Raw genomic sequence first — 17,211 nt, 5'->3', positions numbered from 1 at the left:
CTTAACCGGCGTCAAGTGCTAGAGCGTTGCAAGAAAACCGCCCGAAAGTGACAGAGGGTCGCGGATGGGGACGCCGCTAGTAGACGGGCTTCTGCGGTTCCACGTCGCGCACCCAGGCCAGGATGCCGCCGTCGAGGTGGCTGACCCGCTCATAACCGGCTTTCCGCGCGGCCTCCAGTACGGCCGCCGACCGGGTCCCCGCCTTGCAGTGGAACACAATGTCCTTGTCCTGCGGGAGTTCGGCCCAGGCTTCACCGGCCAGGATGCGGCCCTGCGGGATCAGCACTGAGCCGTCGATGCTGACAATCCCGTGTTCACCGGTTTCGCGGACGTCTACCAGTTCGAAGTCCTTCAGGCCTGCCTTGCGCGATGCCAGCATGGTGGCCAGCTGTGTGGCTGTGACGGTGTGCTCGGTATCGGTGTCAGCGGCCGGCGCAATGCCGCAGAATGCGTCGTAGTCCGTCAGTTCCGTGATGGGATCCGCCGCCGGGTCCTTGGATACCCGGATCTCACGCCAGCTGCCGCCCAGGGCGTCGAACAGTGCCACGCGGCCCAGGAGGGAACGCCCGACGCCGGTGATCAGCTTGACTGCCTCCGTCACCATGAGGGACCCCACGGCCGCGCAGAGCATGCCGAACACGCCGCCTTCACCGCAGGAGGGCACGGAACCGGCCGGCGGCGCCTCGGGATACAGGTCGCGGTAGGTGGGGCCGTGCTTTTCCCAGAACACGCTGACCTGCCCGTCGAAGCGGAAGATGGAACCCCATACGTAGGGCTTTCCCAGGATCGCAGCGGCATCGTTGACCAGGTAGCGGGTGGCGAAGTTGTCAGCTCCATCCAGGATCAGGTCATAGTCCGCGAACAGCTCCAGGGCGTTGGTGGCGTCAAGCCTCAGATCGTGGAGCCGGACCTCCACGAGCGGGTTCAGTGCGGCGATGGCGTCCCGGGCTGATTCGATTTTGGGCCGTCCGACGTCGGCAACACCGTGGATTACCTGACGCTGCAGGTTGCTCAGATCCACGGAGTCGTCGTCGACGATTCCCAGCGTCCCTACCCCGGCGGCGGCAAGGTAGAGCAGCGCCGGCGAACCGAGGCCCCCGGCGCCGATGACCAGGACCTTGGCGTTTTTCAGCCTCCGCTGCCCCAGGGCCCCGATCTCGGGAATAATAAGGTGCCGGGAATAGCGTTCCACCTCGGCCGGAGTAAGTTCACCGGCGGGCTCCACCAGCGGTTCGAGAGAAACAGGGGAGACATTTTCGGTGAATGTTGAAGCCATACTTCAATGTATGCCCCCAGATACCGCGCGGTCATATTACCGCACAGTAAAGTGGAGATAACTGCAAGGGAAAGTAGGACAACTGTGGTCCATGAAGCACGGGCTGACCGGGCGTCCGGCGGCGAACCTGCCGTACCTCCGCGCACGGGACAACGATCGGCCCGGCTTCCCCGGGATGAGCGGCGCGCGCAGCTGCTCACGGCGGCCCAGGAGGTCTTCGTTGCCAACGGCTACCACGGCGCCGCGATGGACGAGATCGCGGAGACTGCCCATGTCAGCAAACCTGTGCTGTATCAGCATTTCCCATCCAAGCGGGAGCTGTATATCGCCTTGCTGGACAGCCATCTCGCTTCCCTGACGGATCTGATGCTTGGCGCGCTGAACTCCACCACAGACAATGACGAACGCGTCCAGGCGGTGATGCGGGCGTACTACCGCTTTATCGCCAGCGACGACCAGGCCCACCGGCTGGTCTTCGAGTCGGATCTGATCAACGATCCCGACGTCAGCTCCAGGCTGGAAACCTTCAACAAGACTTTCGCTGATGCCGTGGCACGCGTCATCGCCGAAGACACCAAGCTGCCGCACCTCGAGGCACAGTTGCTGGGCCGCGGATTGGCCGGAATGGCCCAGGTCAGCGCCCGCTACTGGCTGGAAACGGACGGTAATCTTGACCTCGATGTGGCCAGCGACCTGATTTACCGTTTAGCTTGGCGCGGAATCTCGCGCTTTCCCAAAGAGACCTAGACTACAAATAAGAGACACATAATAAATTTTGATTGGCTGGGAGGCCCCGCATTGGAAATTAAGATCGGCGTACAGAATATTGGCCGCGAAATCGTCCTGGAATCCAACCAGGACGCCGACGCCGTTGCCAAAATTGTCGAAGCGGCCATCACCAAGGGCAGCGAGCTTCGCCTGACGGATGACAAGGGACGCGTCATCATCGTTCCCGGCAATGCCCTGGGCTACGTGGAAATCGGTGCCGAAGAAGCCCGCCGCGTCGGTTTCGGCCAGTTCTAACCGCAGGCATCCATGCTTTCGCTCACCATTGTTGTCCTCGCGACAGCGGCCGCCGGTTTTATCGTCTGGGCAAATGACAAACGCCATACCCGGTACGGCATGGGGCTGCCCGCAGGGGTTGCCGTTGCCGTGGGCGCGTTCAGCTGGATCATTTTCATGGCGGCAGGTTTGGGCTACAAGCCGGGGCTGACCTGGATCCCTTGGGTCCTGCCGATGGTTCTCGGCACGGCGGCGGCCATTGGAGCTGTCATTTACCTTGGCCGGGCACGCACCCGCCACGACACCATGCGGCTGACACAGGCCCTCAGGCTGTAGCCGGCGCTCCGGATCGGCACGGTGCGCCGCTCAGGACGGGCGCCCCGGCTGGGCGCCTGCCTCGGTGCATACGCAGAGCCGGTTTCCCTGCGCATCCGTGACCACCACCCAATCGGGTGCGTGGTCATGGTTCATTAAGGCCCCGGTTGCCGCGGTCTTCTCAAGGACCGGCCCGGATTCGGCCTGGCTCCAGTGCACATCCAGATGGAGCCTGTTGTTGTTGGGCGTCCGGGTCTCCTGGAACCAGATGTTCGGCCCACGGCCGTATGGGTCCACCAAATCCCCGCCCGCGGTCTTTTTATATCCCAGCGCGACCCGCCAGACGTCGGCGATTTCCGCGGGGTCAGCTGTATCGATGGCGACCTCCACCGTCCGGAACAGCCCGGGCTGGGCCTCAGCGCCCACTGCGGCAGCGGCGGCACTGGCTGCCTCCGCAGCGGCAACATCACGCCCGGTGACCTCGCCTCCGGCGTCGTGGGAGGTGTAGCGGATGAACACGCGGTTGTACCGCCAGTCCAGATCAGGGTGATGGTTCTGTTCTTCCGCGGAACGTCCGACGGCGGCAATCAGCTCGAGTGCCGCGGCCGACGTCGGCGCCTTGTAGACAGTGACCAGACCACCGAGCCGGTACCGCCAGTCCGGCAGTGTTGCCAGGACGGCGTCGATATGGTCCCTGGTGAGTATGTCTTCCTTGCCGGCCACAGCGGCCTCCTTGGCTCGCGCTCCAGAGCCCGGCCCGGCGAATGGCAGCAGGCACCTGCCTAGAGGAACTCTGCCCGGCCTTCCATGGCCGATGACGCCAGGGCGTGCTCGCGGCGCGGTATCCTGCCGGCCGCTTTCGCCAGCCTACCGGCGATAACGGCGTGTTTAAAGGCTTCGCCCATCAGGGCCGGGTTCTGGGCGCGCGTGACCGCGGTGGCCAGCAGTACCGCATCGCAGCCCAGTTCCATGGCCAGGGCAGCGTCCGATGCCGTCCCAATGCCGGCGTCCAGCACCACGGGAACCGACGCCCGCGAAACAATCAGTTCGATGTTGTGCGGGTTGAGGATACCCAGGCCCGTCCCGATCGGAGCGCCCAGCGGCATCACAGCAGTGGCACCGAGGTTCTCCAGCCGAAGGGCAAGGACCGGGTCATCGTTGGTATAGGCGAAAACCTTGAAACCCCGGTTCACCAGCTGTTCCGTGGCGTCAAGCAGCTCCACGGCGTCCGGCAGCAGGGTCTGTTCGTCGGCGATGACTTCCAGCTTGATCCAGTCGGTCTCGAGCGCCTCGCGGGCCAGTTCAGCCGTCATGACCGCATCGCGGGAGGTGAAACAGCCTGCCGTGTTGGGCAGGACCCGGATCCCGTGATCCACCAGGAGCTGGAACAGGGATCCCGATTCGGCCGGCGAATAGCGCCTCATGGCCACCGTGGTCAGTTCGGTGCCCGAGGCCAGCAGTGCCGCGCCCAAGCCGTCCAGGCTCGGGGCGCCACCGGTGCCCATGATCAGGCGGGAACCGAGCCCGACGCCGTCGATGATCAGGGGGTCGTTGGGCACTGCCTTTTCTTTTCCACTTGTGGGGATGGTGCCGGTTTCCGTCATGGTGTCAGCCTCCCTGGACTGCAGTAACGAGTTCGACGTCGTCACCCTCGGCGAGCGCTGTGACGAACCACTGGCTGCGGGGTACTACTTCGGAATTGCGGGCCACGGCCACGCCAAGTTTCCGGCCGTCGGTCGCCTGGCCGCCGGCTGAGAGGGGACGGCCGGTGACCTGGCTGACCAGGGCGGTGATGGAGGCGTCGTCGGCCACGGCATGGCGGGAGCCGTTGAGGATGATGTTCATGCTGATTCCTTTTGCTGGTGCGTACGTGAAAACCTGGTGGGACCCATGGCTTCCCAGCGCTGGTCCTCCCGGCCGTCCATCAGGTCCCGGCAGATGGCTGCCGCCGCAGGAGCGAGCAGCACACCGTGGCGGAAGAACCCGGTGGCGATGATCAGCCCATGGATGCCGGTGACCCGCCCCAGGAGGGGTGCGTTGTCCGGGGTGGCGGGGCGCGCCCTGGCGGTACTTTCGAGGAGTTCCAGCTCCGACACTGCCGGCACCAGGACCTGGGCATCACGCAGCAGTTGGTAGACGCCGCCGGCGGAGACGGCCGAAGCCGTTGCGGCAAGGTCCCCCGCCGCCCCCTCCCCCGCTGACAGCGCGTCCTCACGCTGGGTGGCGCCGATCACCACCGTGCCGTCCTGGCGCGGAACCAGATAGACCGGCACCCCGTGGACCAGTCCGCGGACAGTGGAAGTGACCAGCGGGCGGAGGTGCCGGGGAACGGCCAGCCGCAGGATGTCGCCATGAACAGGCCGGAGGGGAAGGTGCAGGCCTTCCGGCAGGCCCTCAAGAGCGGCCGCCTGCAATCCGTTGGCCACAATGGTCTCGCGGGCACGGATGGTTCCTCCGCGGGCCAGCCTCACCCCGGTGACGCGGCCGTCTGCCCAGAGGATCGCCGTGGCCCGGTCCGCCACGGCGAATCCTCCGGCGGCCCCGTCAACAGCGCTTCCTGCGCCTGGCTCATGGGTGGCCAGCAGCTCCCGCAGGGACGCCACCAGCTTCCGGGGATCCACCTGGTGGTCCGCGGCAATTTCCAAAGCGCAGGAGATGGCCGGACTGAGGAGGCTCTCCTTGGCCCTCGCCCCGCGGATGGTGAGGGGTTCAACCAGGAGGCCGTTGGCCTGCTGCACTGTACGCAGGTCCATCAGGGCCCGGCGGTCTGCAGCGTCCGCGCCGACGGCGAGGGTCGGCGTCGTCAGGTAGCCGGGGTCCGGGGCTCCCGCCGCCGCAAGGGCGGCCGCAAAAGCCGGCCACAGGCTGGACGCCTCGAGCATCAGTTCGAGGAGATTTTCCTCCTGGTAGTGGAGTTCACTGACCGGGGCGAGCATACCGGCCGCCGCCCAGCTGGCGCCCTGCCCCGGGGCGTCGTCGATCACGGCCACAGAGCGGCCCGAGCGCCTCGCTTCCCAGGCAATGCAATGGCCGACGACTCCACCGCCGATCACCGCCACGTCAGCATGGATTGTCTGCTCAGCGTGAAGCATCAAGGGGTTCCTTCCCTACGCCGGTACTAGCCGGATCAGGTCAAGCGGTCGGCTCTGATGCCCTCTCAGCCCGGCAGCTTTATGACGGCTGCTACGGGCTCCCGCAGTACCCGCCCAGTTTAGGGGAATTAGGCTGGCTTCCATGAACGTGACTTCCGCACCCTCTTCCAGCACATCCGCCGCCGGCTCCACACCGGATCCCGCCAGCGGCCTCCCCGTCAGTGCCAGGCTCTACCTCTGCACCGATGCACGCCGGGACCGCGGGGACTTTGGCGAGTTCGTCGAAGCGGCGTTTGCCGGCGGCGTGGACATCATCCAGCTCCGCGACAAGGGGATCGAGGCGGCCGAGGAACTGGAACTTTTGGCGGTGCTCCGGGCGGCAGCCGAACGCCACGGGCGGCTGTGGGCGGTCAATGACCGAGCGGACATTGCGCTGCTTTCGGGCGCGCCGGTCTTCCACATCGGGCAGCAGGATCTGCCGGTGGCATCGGCCCGCTCGCTGCTTGGTGCGAACGGGCTGATCGGGCTTTCCACGCACACCACGGAACAGGTGGAGGGCGCGCTCCGGCTCTCGTCCGCCCTGTCCACGCCCGACGGCGGCCTGGACTATTTCTGTGTCGGTCCGGTGTGGGCCACACCCACCAAGCCCGGGCGGGCCGCCGTCGGCCTTGACCTGGTGCGGTACGCCGCCGAGGCGGTACGGGCGGCCGGCGGCGAGCAGGCCACCGTACCGTGGTTCGCAATCGGTGGAATCGATCTGGACAACGTCGAACAGGTGGTGGCCGCCGGGGCCGGCAGGATTGTGGTGGTGCGTGCCATCACGGAGGCTTCCGATCCAGCGGCAGCGGCCGCAGCGCTCCTGGCAGCCCTGGACGGGGGTGCCGTCTGATACCGGCGGCCTGAAAACCCAGCCGCCGGCCGGGCCAAGGCGTGCACGATCCGCGAAAATCGGGTTAGTCTGATTTTTGTGTCACATCATCGTTTGGCTCCCTACGTCCGCGAACACACCAACGCCCTGGAAGCGGCTCTGAGTGCACTTCGGACTGAGCTGGAGCTGCCGGGACCCTACCCGGAGGAGGCGGTCCGGGACGCCGAGGCCGCCGTCGCCTCACACGAACTGCCTGAAGCGGACCTGACACACATCGAGTTCCTCACCGTCGATCCGGCATCGTCCACGGATCTTGACCAGGCGCTGTTCATTGAGCGTGACGACGCCGGATACCGCGTCCTGTACGCCATCGCCGACGTGCCGTCCTTCGTCCGCCCCGGAGGCGGCCTCGACGCAGAGACCCGCCGGCGTGGCCAGACGTTCTACGCTCCCGACGGCCGCATCCCGCTGCACCCGGAGGTCATCAGCGAGGGAGCCGGGAGCCTGCTTGCCGGCCAGCTTTGCTCCGCCTTCGTCTGGGAGTTCGAACTGGATGACGCCGCCCAGGTTTCCTCCGTGGCTGTCCGCCGGGCCAGGATGTCCAGCCGGGCCAAGCTCTCCTACAAGGGTGTCCAGGCCGAGCTGGACGCCGGCTCGGACAACCCGGTGCTGCAGCTTCTGAAGGAAGTGGGGCTGAAGCGCGTCGAGCTGGAGCGCCAGCGCGGCGGGGCAAGCCTGAACATGCCTGAGCAGGAAATCGTCCAACTGCCCGACGGCGGCTACCGCATTGCCGCGGCACCCCAGCTTCCGGTGGAGGACTGGAATGCCCAGATATCCCTGATGACAGGGATGGCCGCCGCCCAGCTCATGCTTGACGGGAAGGTGGGGATACTGCGCACCATGCCCGCCCCGGACGAGAGATCACTGCGTCATTTCCGCATCCAGACCGAAGCCCTGGGCAGACCGTGGGACGGAAAAATCACCTACGGCGAATACCTCCGCAGCCTCGATCCGACCGACCCCCGGCAACTGGCCATCCTGCACTCCGCCGGCATGCTGTTCCGTGGTGCCAGCTACACGGCATTTGACGGAACAGTTCCGGACGATGCCATCCAGTCAGCCATCGGCGCCGCCTACGCCCACACCACGGCACCGCTCCGGCGGCTGATCGACCGTTTTGTCCTGGTGATCTGCGAGGCCCTGAGCAACGGCCGGCCTGTACCGGACTGGGCGCGGGAAGCACTGCCGTCCCTGCCGGAGATCATGGCAGGCTCCGATCAGCTGGCGGCCCGGATGGAGCGGATGGCACTGGACACGGTGGAGGCTGCCCTCCTGGTCAATCACATCGGTCAGGAATTTGATGCGATTGTGATTTCGGGTTCCAAGCCGCAGAAGGACAACGGGAACGGAAAAAACGGCAACGGCAAGAACGGGAACGGGAACGGCCCGTCAGGAGTCATCCAGATTGCCGAACCAGCCGTGACGGCCCGGTGCGCGGGGGACCTGGAATCCGGCACCAAGGTCAGGGTCCGCCTGATCTCCTCGGACATCGCCACCCGTGAGGTCCATTTCGAACTGCTGGCCTAGCCCCAGCACCGGTTTGACGTGGCCAAAGCCGGTATTCGGGGTCCGTACGGCTAGACTGAAGAAGTAGAAATGGATGCCCGGTCGTTGATTTCCTTGATTTTGAATTCAACAAGCCCGCCCCTACGCGATCTTGAGATGTACCCGTTGGTCACCAGTGCCAGCATTTAGATAGCCCGCGATCGGCTTCCACTGGATTTGCTTGCGCGCTTCGAGCGTGCTCCGGAACGGCCTCCCGGCCGGCCCGTTGAGCATGCAGCGCCAATGCCCAAATGAATAAGGAAACTCCCCTGTGAGTGAATTGCATACCCACCAGCTGCTGACTGACGACGCCGGCATCGAGACGATCGAACCTGAAGAGACCATCATCTCGGATGAGAAGCCGCATGAGATCGAGGAGAAATCCTTTGCGGACTACAACGTCCGCGCCGATATTGTTCAGTCCCTGGCCGACGCCGGGATCACGCACCCCTTCCCCATCCAGGCCATGACCCTGCCGGTGGCACTGTCTGGCCACGACATCATCGGCCAGGCCAAGACCGGCACCGGCAAGACCCTCGGCTTCGGCATCCCCGCACTGCAGCGCGTAGTGGGCCCGGACGACGCCGGCTTCGATAAGCTCGCCGTCCCGGGCGCGCCCCAGGCCCTGGTCATCGTGCCCACCCGTGAGCTGGCCGTGCAGGTAGCCAACGATCTCCAGACTGCGTCCCGCAAGCGCAACGCCCGCATCACCACCATCTACGGTGGCCGTGCGTATGAGCCCCAGGTGGAAGCCCTGCAGAAGGGCGTCGAGATCGTGGTGGGAACCCCCGGCCGCCTGATCGACCTCTACAAGCAGAAGCACCTGAGCCTGAAGAACGTCAGGATCGTCATCCTCGACGAAGCCGACGAGATGCTGGACCTCGGCTTCCTGCCCGACGTCGAGACCCTCATCGCCGGTACCCCTGCGGTACGCCAGACACTGCTGTTCTCCGCCACCATGCCCGGCCCCGTCATCGCCATGGCCCGCCGCTACATGACGCAGCCCACCCACATCCGCGCTGCCGATCCCGACGACGAGGGCCTCACCAAGCGCGATATCCGCCAGCTCATCTACCGTGCCCACAGCATGGACAAGATCGAAGTTGTTGCCCGTATCCTGCAGGCCCGCGGCCGCGGCCGCACCATCATCTTCACCAAGACCAAGCGCACCGCAGCCAAGGTGGCAGAGGAACTCGTGGACCGCGGCTTCGCCGCCGCAGCAATCCACGGCGACCTCGGCCAGGGCGCCCGCGAGCAGGCCCTCCGCGCGTTCCGCAACAACAAGGTGGATGTCCTCGTTGCCACCGACGTCGCCGCCCGCGGCATCGACGTCGACGACGTCACGCACGTGATCAATTACCAGTGCGTAGAAGACGAAAAGATCTACCTGCACCGTGTTGGCCGGACCGGCCGCGCGGGCAACAAGGGCACCGCGGTCACGTTCGTTGACTGGGACGACATGCCCCGCTGGGGCCTGATCAACAAGGCCCTGGGCCTAAGCGTCCCCGAGCCCGTGGAGACCTACTCCTCTTCGCCCCACCTCTACGAAGAGCTGGACATTCCGGAGGGAACCAAGGGACGTCTTCCCCGCAACAAGCGCACCCTGGCCGGCGTTGATGCCGAGGTCCTGGAGGACCTGGGCGAAACCGGCAAGAAGAACACCCGCAGCAGCGGTCGGGACAGCAACACGCGGGCCGGCGCCAGCCGCGAAGGTGCCCGCGACGGTGCCCGTGACACCAGCCGCGACCGCGTCCGGAGCTCCCGCGGCACCGGCGATTCAGCCGGCCGATCCGGTGAGCGCCGCCGTCGTCCGTCCGAGTCCACACCGGCAGGGACCGGTCCTGCTGTTGAAGCGGCAGCGACGGCGCCGTCCGACGGCGAGCAGCCCTCGCGGACCCGCCGGAGCCGGACACGCACCCGGCGCCGCAACGGCGAAGTGGTGGCGGGTGCCGACAACGGCTCGCAGCCCGGCAGCACCGAGGCCTAAACCCCTCAATGACTGACACCGTCTGGGCGCCGGACGGCAGCAACCTGGTGGTTCACGCGGACAACGCGGAGTTCCTCCCCTCGCTGCCGGACGGCGCCTTCACACTCATTTATGTGGATCCGCCGTTCAACACCGGCAGGGTCCAGAAGCGCCAGGAAACCCGGATGGTGCTCAACACCGATGGTGACGGCGACCGCGTGGGCTTCAAAGGGCGTTCCTACGACACCATCAAGGGCGCACTGCACCGGTACGACGACGCGTTCAGCGACTACTGGTCCTTCCTGGAACCGAGGCTGGTGGAGGCCTGGCGCCTGCTGGCCGATGACGGCACGCTCTACCTGCACCTGGATTACCGGGAAGTCCATTACGCCAAGGTCATGCTCGATGCAATCTTTGGCCGCGAGTGCTTCCTGAATGAGATCATCTGGGCTTACGACTACGGTGCGCGCGCCAAATTCCGCTGGCCCACCAAGCATGACAACATCCTCGTGTACGTCAAGAACCCGGCGAAGTACCATTTCGACAACGCCGAGGTGGACCGCGAACCGTACATGGCACCCGGCCTGGTCACACCCGCTAAACGCGAACTCGGAAAGCTGCCCACCGATGTCTGGTGGCACACCATCGTCTCCCCTACGGGCAAGGAAAAAACCGGCTACCCCACGCAGAAGCCCGAGGGCCTCATCCGCCGTGTAGTGGCTGCCTCAAGCCGCCCGGGCGACTGGTGCCTGGACTTTTTCGCAGGTTCGGGGACCCTCGGGGCAGTAGCGGCAAAGCTGGACCGGAAGTTTGTCTGCGTGGACCAGAACCAGCCGGCCATCGATGTGATGGCCAAGCGCCTGGGCGGGCGCGCGGAGTTCGTTTCGTTCCGCGCCGGCCAGTCCCCGGCCGGCTAGCCGGAAGTTAGGGGCGCACCACCGGCGTGCCGGTACCGATTTCCTCGATCCGGGCCAGAACCTCGGGCGTTGTCAGGTTTTCGCCCAGCAGGTTCGGTTTGCCGGTGCCGTGGTAGTCCGATGAACCGGTGACCAGGAGTCCGTGGCGTTCCGCGAGTTTGCGGAGGAAGGCCCGGCCCTCAGGGGGATTGTCGCGGTGATCGATCTCCAACCCTGCCAGGCCGGCGTCGATCATTTCCCGGTAGGTGTGCTCCCCCACGACCCGGCCACGCGCTGAAGCCACCGGGTGCGCAAAGACGGGAACACCGCCGGCAGCCCTCACAAGTTCGACGGCGGTGGCGGGATCGGGGGCGTAGTGCTGGACAAAGTAGCGCGAACGCGAGGTCAGGATCGATGAGAACGCCTCAGCCCGGTCCGAGACCACCCCGGCGGCCACGAGGGCGTCCGCGATGTGCGGCCGCCCGAGGGTGGCGCCGGGCGCCACATGGTGGATTACGTCATCCCAGGTCAGCGGGTAGTCCTCGGCCAGAAGAGTCACCATGCGCTCGGCCCGGATAAGGCGCGCGTCCTTGGCCTTGGTGATTTCCTCGAGCAGCCCCGGGTGCGCCGGATCATGGAGGTAGCTCAGAAGGTGGACGCTGATGCCCAGCTCGGTCCGGCAGGAAACTTCCATGCCGGGAACGAGGGCCACCCCGTTTTCCAGCGCCGCCGCGGATGCCTCCGCCCAGCCGTCGGTGGAGTCGTGGTCCGTCAGCGCGACGACGTCCAAGCCCGCCCGGGCAGCCGAAGCCATCACATCGGCGGGGGCTTCCGTGCCGTCGGAAACGTTTGAGTGGGCATGCAGGTCAATCCTCACCAGCCCAGCCTAGTAGCCTGAGCGCGGGTGCGGTGGCCCGGGTCTGGCCGCTGGTGAGACGATGGTCCGGTGAACTCTGCCGAAAATACCCCTGACTCTGCATCCCAGCCCCTCGACGAGCGCGTCAACAACCGCTCGCAGCGGCCCAGTTCCGAGGCCTTCAAGGCCTTCATGGCCAGCAACTGGGCGCCTTCCAGCCAGGAACTGCCCGGGCTCGACGACGTTGCCCCGCACGCCGCTAACCGGCGCAAGGCGATCTCGGGCCTCTTCAAAGGCGAACGCCTGGTCCTTCCCGCCGGCCCGCTCAAGGTCCGCTCCAATGACTGCGATTACCGCTTCCGCCCGCATTCAGGCTTCGCACACCTGACGGGTCTGGGCCTGGACCATGAGCCCGACGCCGTGCTCATCCTGGAACCGGTAGCTGAGGGAACGGGCGACGGCGGCGGTCACCACCGGGCCACGCTGTACTTCCGCCCCCTCGCCGGCAGGGATACAGAGCAGTTCTACGCAGATTCCCGTTCCGGCGAGTTCTGGATCGGCGCGCGGCCCACGCTCGCCGAGTTCGAGGCCCGCCTTGGCCTGGCCACCGCCCACATCGATGAGCTCGAAGGGGCCATCACCAAGAACGTTGGTGCTCCCGAGATCGGCGGCATCTCCATCCGCCTGGTCCGCAAGGTTGATGAGAACATCGATGCCCTGGTGGACACCGCCCGCTACAACACCGCCAAGGATCCCGAGAACCTGGACCTCGCCGTCCTGGATGCACTGGACGAAAAACTCTCCGAAGCCCTGTCCGAACTCCGCCTGTTGAAGGACGAGTGGGAGATTGAGCAGATGGAGACGGCCGTGGCCGCCACGGTGGAGGGGTTTGTCGAAGTGGTCAAGTCCCTGCCGCGCGCGCTGACCCATGTCCGCGGCGAGCGGGTTGTTGAAGGCGCCTTCTTTGCACGTGCCCGCGAAGTAGGCAACGAACTGGGCTACGACACCATCGCCGCCGCCGGCAACAACGCCACCGTGCTGCACTGGACCCGGAACACCGGCCGGATCAACGCTGGTGAACTGCTGTTGCTGGACGCCGGGGTGGAAGCGGACTCGCTGTACACCGCAGACGTCACCCGGACCCTGCCGGTTAACGGCAGGTTCACGGACGTCCAGCGAAAGGTGTACGAGGCCGTCCTGGACGCCGCGGACGCCGGCTTCGCAGCCGCCAGGCCCGGCACAAAGTTCCGGGACATCCATACGGCGGCAACCACGGTACTGGCAGAACGCCTCGCCGAGTGGGGCCTGCTGCCCGTGAGCGTCGAAGAAGCCGTCAGCCCCGAGGGCCAGCAGCACCGGCGCTGGATGCCGCACGGTACCAGCCACCACCTCGGCCTGGATGTGCACGACTGTGCGCAGGCCAAGCGGGAACTGTACCTCGACGGCATCCTGACCGAAGGCATGGTGTTCACCATCGAACCCGGCCTGTACTTCAAGAATGAAGACCTGGGCATTCCCGAGGAGTACCGAGGCATCGGGGTCCGGATCGAGGACGACATCCTCATGACGGCCGACGGCCCGGTCAACCTCAGCGCCGCGCTGCCGCGCAGGGCAGCCGACGTCGAGGCCTGGATGGAAGGGATCTACCGCGAGGTGAACCAGGAGCTTGGCAACTGAAGCCACTCTTTGGCAACACGCCCCTGGAACCCGCAACGACGCGGTTTCCAGGGGATTCCGGCCACCCATGGTGACGCTCCGATAACAATTTCTTGGCAATCGCTTGCCAAGAACATTCCCAGTGCATACGCTGAGCCCGGAGAAAGAAATCGTAGACTGGGCTCAGTTTCGGTTCTCTGCCAATCTATGCCTTCAAAGGAGAAGTTTCATGGGTATGTCAAAACCACGTCGCCTCGGTGCAATTGCCGCCGCGACCATCTCTGCACTGATGCTTGCCGCATGCGGCGGCTCAGGCGGGTCAGCGGGTCAAACCTCCGGAGCTACGCCCGGCAAGGTGGACGGCGCGGGTAAGACGCTCAACGTTTTGATGAACGTCACCTCGCAGTATCCCCAGGAGCAGCAGGCCTGGTTCAAGGAAATGGGCGCCAGGTTCAAGGAGGAAACCGGAGCGGACATCCAGTGGGAAACGTTCGCTACCGCCAATGATGAAATGACCCGGATCCAGACCTCCGTGGTCTCCGGCCAGGGCCCGGACGTGTATGGCCTTGGCACCACCTTCACACCCACTGCGTACTCCACCGGCGCCTTTGTGAAGCTGGGCGACAACGAGTGGAACCAGCTCGGTGGCAAGGACAGGTTCGTCCCGGCCGCGCTGGGAATTTCCGGGCCGGATGAATCCAACCAGATCGGTATCCCCTTCGTGAGCAGGCCCTTCGTGATGGCCTACAACACCGAACTGCTGGCTGCTGCCGGCATTGAAAAGCCCGCAACCACGTGGGACGAATTCACGGAACAGGCCAAGAAGCTCACCAAGGGTGACCAGTACGGTATTGCCGTTGCGTACAAGGACAACTTCGATCCCTGGAAGTACATCTGGGGCATGTCCATCCAGGCCGGCAACCCCATCATTGACGGCAGCAAGGTCCGCATTGATGACTCCATCACCAAGAAGGCCTACGAAACCTACTTCGGCTGGGTGACCAAGGACAAGGTGGTTGACCCCTCCTCGGTGGGTTGGGCCAACCCGCAGGCACTGGCTGCATTCGCGGCCGGCAAAGCCGCCTACTTCCCCATGACGTCCCCGCTGTCCATCCCCGCCCTGGATGCCTCGGCCGTCAAGGGCAAATACAAGTACGCCCTGATGCCCACGGTTCCGCCAGGTGAGAGCTCCAACCCGTCCGGCGGCAAGCCTGCCGCAAGCATCCTCTCGGGTGACAACCTCGTGGTGGCCGACTACTCGAAGCAGAAGGATCTCGCCTTCGCGTTCATCAAAATGATCACGGAAAAAGACGTCCAGCTTAACTACTTCAAGGTCTTCGGCCAGCTTCCGGCCAACCAGGAAGCCGCGAAGGAACTGGAAACGAATGAGATGATCGCGCCGGCACTTGAATCGGGCGCCAAATCAGTCGCCACGCCATTCAGCGGGGCCTGGGGCGATGTCCAGCTGTCACTGACCAACGTGGTTGTTCAGTCCATTCCGGACCTCTCCTCCGGATCCGTTAGCGATGCCAACCTGGCACAGCGTCTGAAAGACGAACAGGCCAAGTCGCAGACAGCGCTGGACCGGGCCAAGAAGTAAGACCGACCGAACACCTCCGGAAGGTTAAGAAACATGGCTAGCAGCGTCACCGAGCCCCGGCCGTCGGACAGCAGTCCGGCGGCCGGGGCGGCCGCCGGACCCGGCACGCCCGAAACACATCCCAAGCGCCGGAAAGGACTGAGCGAGCGTAACCGGCCGCTTTGGCTCCTGATTCCCGGCGGACTCCTGATGACCATTGTCATCCTTGTCCCCTTGGCCATGGGCATCTGGATGTCCCTGATCGACCTCGATCAGTACACCCTGCGCCAATGGGTCAGTGCCGAGTTCATCGGCATCCAGAACTACATTGAAGCTGCGATGAGCAGCGATCTGCTCCGCTCCATCTGGCTTTCAGTTTCCTTCGCGGTGATATCCACTGTGGTGACAATCCCGCTGGGCGTGGCCGCCGCCGTCGTCACCCAGAACGCCTACCGTGGCCGTGCCCTGGTGCGGTCCATCTTCCTCATCCCCTACGTATTGCCCTCGTTCGTGGTGGCCAGTGTGTGGCGGACCATGCTGCAGCCAGATGGCATCGTGAACGTCACGTTGAACAATATGGGCATGGACGGCGGATTGTGGCTCAACGGCCCCAACGCGTACTGGACCCTTGTGTGGGTGGAAATCTGGGCGGCCTGGCCGTTCATCTACCTGCTGGCGCTCTCCGGCCTGCAGGCCGTGGACCACGAGGTCCACGAAGCGTCGGCACTGGATGGTGCCCTCTGGTGGAACAAACTGCGGTACGTGATCTTCCCCTACCTTAAGGGTCCGGTCTCGCTCGCCTTCCTGCTGGCCACGTTGAATCACATCAACAACTTCACGCTCCCCTATGTCCTCTTCGGCGCCCCGGCACCATCGGACGTGAACGTGCTGCCGATCCTGGTCTATGTCACCAGCTTCCAAAGCTTCCGGTTTGGCCTGAGCGCGGCAATGGCAGTGGTTTCGCTGATCCTGATTGCCATTCCGCTTTTCATCTACCTGCGCGCAGTCCGGCTTGATGTGCACGAAGGAGGAAAGAAATGACCCTCGACGCCGCAAACCCGATCGAGCAGCAGAAGAAGCAGCCCATCCGGCGTGACGCAGCCCTGGAAGTCACCCGGCTCATGCCACGGCCTCTGCTGGCCATCCTTACCGTACTGCTGTGCGCCCTGGTTCTTACCCCTATCGCGTATATCTTCCTGGCCTCGCTCAACACGGATGTGGGAGTTGCCAGCGGCGAGTTCTGGCCGAGCAGCTTCTCTTTGGAGAGCTACAGCAAGATCTGGGATTCGGTGGGGCTGGCAAAGGCCATCGGCAACAGCCTGATTGTCTCCGGCGCCACTGCCGTGGTGTCAGCGATCATGGCTATCGGAACCGCTTATGTCCTGGTCCGGTTCTCATTCTGGGGGCGCCTGACGGTGCTGCGCGGATTGCTGGGCCTCCAGTCCATTCCGGGAACCCTCATGCTGCTGCCTGTGTTCGTGCTCTTCTCTTCCGCGGGCACCTACCTGGGTGTGACGGTGATCGGAACGCTCTGGGGTCTGTTTATCGCGTATCTGACCTTTGCCCTGCCGTTCTCAACGTGGGTCATGGTCACCTACCTGCGCGGACTGCCGCGTGAGTTGGAAGAAGCGGCACGCATCGACGGCGCCTCGAATATTGGCATCCTGTTCCGGATCATCATTCCGCTGAGCTGGCCCGGGATCATCGTTTCAGCCATCTTCGCGTTCCTGCTGGGCTGGAATGACGTGCTGTTCGCATCGGTATTCACCCGCCCGGACACCCACACGGCCGCCGTGGCCCTGCAGGTGTTTGCTTCCGCGGTCGAGGGTGGCGCGATCCCGGTCTACTCGCAACTGATGGCCGCCGCCCTGGTCTGCGCCGCTCCCGTGGTGGTCCTGTACTTCATGTTCCAGAAGTACCTCGTTGGCGGCCTGACCGCCGGCAGCGTCAAATAGCGCCTCGTCCAATTAATCTCAGCAGGCACCTTCCGCAAGCCGGGAGCGCCACATACCGCTTAACACGTCAGGCCCGGGTTGGATACTCTCCCCCGGGCCTGATGCGTTACAGCGTTTACGGTGCCGCCGCATTCCAACCGGCGCC

General features: G+C 64.8%; 17 protein-coding genes and 1 riboswitch. Of the genes, 11 read left to right on the top strand and 6 right to left on the bottom strand.

Translation table 11 applies throughout. The features are described 5' to 3' along the window. Positions 1-76: 76 nt before the first annotated feature. A complete protein-coding gene (moeB, locus tag AC1MCA_RS16940) occupies positions 77-1,276 on the bottom strand; it encodes a molybdopterin-synthase adenylyltransferase MoeB (protein ID WP_479799423.1) in 1,200 nt (399 codons plus the stop codon). An 84-nt stretch (positions 1,277-1,360) separates the two neighbouring features. Between moeB and AC1MCA_RS16935 the strand changes: the two genes are divergently transcribed. Genes AC1MCA_RS16935 through AC1MCA_RS16925 form a run of 3 tightly spaced genes read left to right on the top strand, consistent with a single transcriptional unit; the run spans position 1,361 to position 2,614 of the window. Further along, positions 1,361-2,023, top strand: coding sequence for a TetR/AcrR family transcriptional regulator (locus tag AC1MCA_RS16935; RefSeq protein ID WP_479799422.1), 663 nt, complete (start codon positions 1,361-1,363; stop codon positions 2,021-2,023). 51 nt (positions 2,024-2,074) lie between these two features. Then, complete coding sequence (locus AC1MCA_RS16930) at positions 2,075-2,299, top strand: DUF3107 domain-containing protein (protein WP_108600603.1); 225 nt, start codon at positions 2,075-2,077, stop codon at positions 2,297-2,299. Positions 2,300-2,311: 12 nt separating this feature from the next. Next, on the top strand, positions 2,312-2,614 hold the full coding sequence (locus AC1MCA_RS16925) for a hypothetical protein (protein ID WP_479799420.1): 303 nt from the start codon (positions 2,312-2,314) through the stop codon (positions 2,612-2,614). A 30-nt stretch (positions 2,615-2,644) separates the two neighbouring features. On the opposite strand, the gene AC1MCA_RS16920 is transcribed toward AC1MCA_RS16925, so the two are convergent. The 4 genes from AC1MCA_RS16920 to thiO form a co-directional block, all read right to left on the bottom strand. Further along, positions 2,645-3,316 (bottom strand): 4a-hydroxytetrahydrobiopterin dehydratase, encoded by a 672-nt coding sequence (locus tag AC1MCA_RS16920; protein WP_479799418.1) that lies wholly within the window; start codon positions 3,314-3,316, stop codon positions 2,645-2,647. A gap of 59 nt (positions 3,317-3,375) precedes the next feature. Continuing rightward, positions 3,376-4,197: a thiazole synthase gene (locus AC1MCA_RS16915; RefSeq protein ID WP_479799416.1), complete on the bottom strand. Its 822-nt coding sequence runs from the start codon at positions 4,195-4,197 to the stop codon at positions 3,376-3,378. A 4-nt stretch (positions 4,198-4,201) separates the two neighbouring features. After that, entirely contained in the window at positions 4,202-4,438 is a 237-nt protein-coding gene (thiS, locus tag AC1MCA_RS16910) for a sulfur carrier protein ThiS (RefSeq protein ID WP_479799414.1), read from the bottom strand. After that, complete coding sequence (thiO, locus tag AC1MCA_RS16905; protein ID WP_479799412.1) at positions 4,435-5,685, bottom strand: glycine oxidase ThiO; 1,251 nt, start codon at positions 5,683-5,685, stop codon at positions 4,435-4,437. Before thiO ends, thiS begins: the two co-directional genes overlap by 4 nt. Beyond that, a riboswitch (TPP riboswitch) is annotated at positions 5,680-5,800 on the bottom strand. It overlaps the preceding gene by 6 nt. Before the next feature lie 27 nt (positions 5,801-5,827). Here thiO and thiE point away from each other — a divergent pair. The 4 genes from thiE (at position 5,828) to AC1MCA_RS16885 (ending at position 11,041) form a co-directional block, all read left to right on the top strand. Beyond that, positions 5,828-6,574: a thiamine phosphate synthase gene (gene thiE / locus AC1MCA_RS16900; RefSeq protein ID WP_479799410.1), complete on the top strand. Its 747-nt coding sequence runs from the start codon at positions 5,828-5,830 to the stop codon at positions 6,572-6,574. A gap of 78 nt (positions 6,575-6,652) precedes the next feature. Beyond that, positions 6,653-8,140 carry an RNB domain-containing ribonuclease gene (locus tag AC1MCA_RS16895; protein ID WP_479799406.1) on the top strand — a complete coding sequence of 496 codons (1,488 nt, stop codon included), beginning with the start codon at positions 6,653-6,655 and terminating at the stop codon, positions 8,138-8,140. Between the two features lie 289 nt (positions 8,141-8,429). Next, positions 8,430-10,145 (top strand): DEAD/DEAH box helicase, encoded by a 1,716-nt coding sequence (locus AC1MCA_RS16890; RefSeq protein ID WP_479799404.1) that lies wholly within the window; start codon positions 8,430-8,432, stop codon positions 10,143-10,145. Positions 10,146-10,153: 8 nt separating this feature from the next. Continuing rightward, a complete protein-coding gene (locus AC1MCA_RS16885) occupies positions 10,154-11,041 on the top strand; it encodes a DNA-methyltransferase (protein ID WP_479799403.1) in 888 nt (295 codons plus the stop codon). Between the two features lie 7 nt (positions 11,042-11,048). On the opposite strand, the gene AC1MCA_RS16880 is transcribed toward AC1MCA_RS16885, so the two are convergent. Beyond that, positions 11,049-11,897, bottom strand: coding sequence for a PHP domain-containing protein (locus AC1MCA_RS16880; protein WP_479799402.1), 849 nt, complete (start codon positions 11,895-11,897; stop codon positions 11,049-11,051). Positions 11,898-11,966: 69 nt separating this feature from the next. On the opposite strand from AC1MCA_RS16880, the gene AC1MCA_RS16875 reads away from it, so the two are divergent. From AC1MCA_RS16875 to AC1MCA_RS16860, 4 genes are all read left to right on the top strand, one after another. Then, complete coding sequence (locus AC1MCA_RS16875) at positions 11,967-13,553, top strand: aminopeptidase P family protein (protein ID WP_479799401.1); 1,587 nt, start codon at positions 11,967-11,969, stop codon at positions 13,551-13,553. Positions 13,554-13,761: 208 nt separating this feature from the next. Beyond that, positions 13,762-15,132: an ABC transporter substrate-binding protein gene (locus AC1MCA_RS16870; RefSeq protein ID WP_479799400.1), complete on the top strand. Its 1,371-nt coding sequence runs from the start codon at positions 13,762-13,764 to the stop codon at positions 15,130-15,132. A 33-nt stretch (positions 15,133-15,165) separates the two neighbouring features. Beyond that, positions 15,166-16,152 (top strand): carbohydrate ABC transporter permease, encoded by a 987-nt coding sequence (locus AC1MCA_RS16865; RefSeq protein WP_108599308.1) that lies wholly within the window; start codon positions 15,166-15,168, stop codon positions 16,150-16,152. Positions 16,153-16,232: 80 nt separating this feature from the next. Next, a complete protein-coding gene (locus AC1MCA_RS16860) occupies positions 16,233-17,066 on the top strand; it encodes a carbohydrate ABC transporter permease (RefSeq protein ID WP_479803440.1) in 834 nt (277 codons plus the stop codon). Positions 17,067-17,211 lie beyond the last annotated feature (145 nt).

Source organism: Arthrobacter sp. BK1 (assembly GCF_056680055.1).
This window is presented reverse-complemented; position numbering and strand designations above follow the sequence as displayed.

Excerpts from the sequence above, each read along its gene's own strand:
- moeB (WP_479799423.1), bottom strand. The coding sequence starts at position 1,276 with ATGGCTTCAACATTCACCGAAAATGTCTCCCCTGTTTCTCTCGAACCG.
- AC1MCA_RS16925 (WP_479799420.1), top strand. The coding sequence starts at position 2,312 with ATGCTTTCGCTCACCATTGTTGTCCTCGCGACAGCGGCCGCCGGTTTT.
- AC1MCA_RS16915 (WP_479799416.1), bottom strand. The coding sequence starts at position 4,197 with ATGACGGAAACCGGCACCATCCCCACAAGTGGAAAAGAAAAGGCAGTG.
- thiS (WP_479799414.1), bottom strand. The coding sequence starts at position 4,438 with ATGAACATCATCCTCAACGGCTCCCGCCATGCCGTGGCCGACGACGCC.
- thiO (WP_479799412.1), bottom strand. The coding sequence starts at position 5,685 with ATGCTTCACGCTGAGCAGACAATCCATGCTGACGTGGCGGTGATCGGC.
- thiE (WP_479799410.1), top strand. The coding sequence starts at position 5,828 with ATGAACGTGACTTCCGCACCCTCTTCCAGCACATCCGCCGCCGGCTCC.
- AC1MCA_RS16885 (WP_479799403.1), top strand. The coding sequence starts at position 10,154 with ATGACTGACACCGTCTGGGCGCCGGACGGCAGCAACCTGGTGGTTCAC.
- AC1MCA_RS16870 (WP_479799400.1), top strand. The coding sequence starts at position 13,762 with ATGGGTATGTCAAAACCACGTCGCCTCGGTGCAATTGCCGCCGCGACC.
- AC1MCA_RS16865 (WP_108599308.1), top strand. The coding sequence starts at position 15,166 with ATGGCTAGCAGCGTCACCGAGCCCCGGCCGTCGGACAGCAGTCCGGCG.
- AC1MCA_RS16860 (WP_479803440.1), top strand. The coding sequence starts at position 16,233 with ATGCCACGGCCTCTGCTGGCCATCCTTACCGTACTGCTGTGCGCCCTG.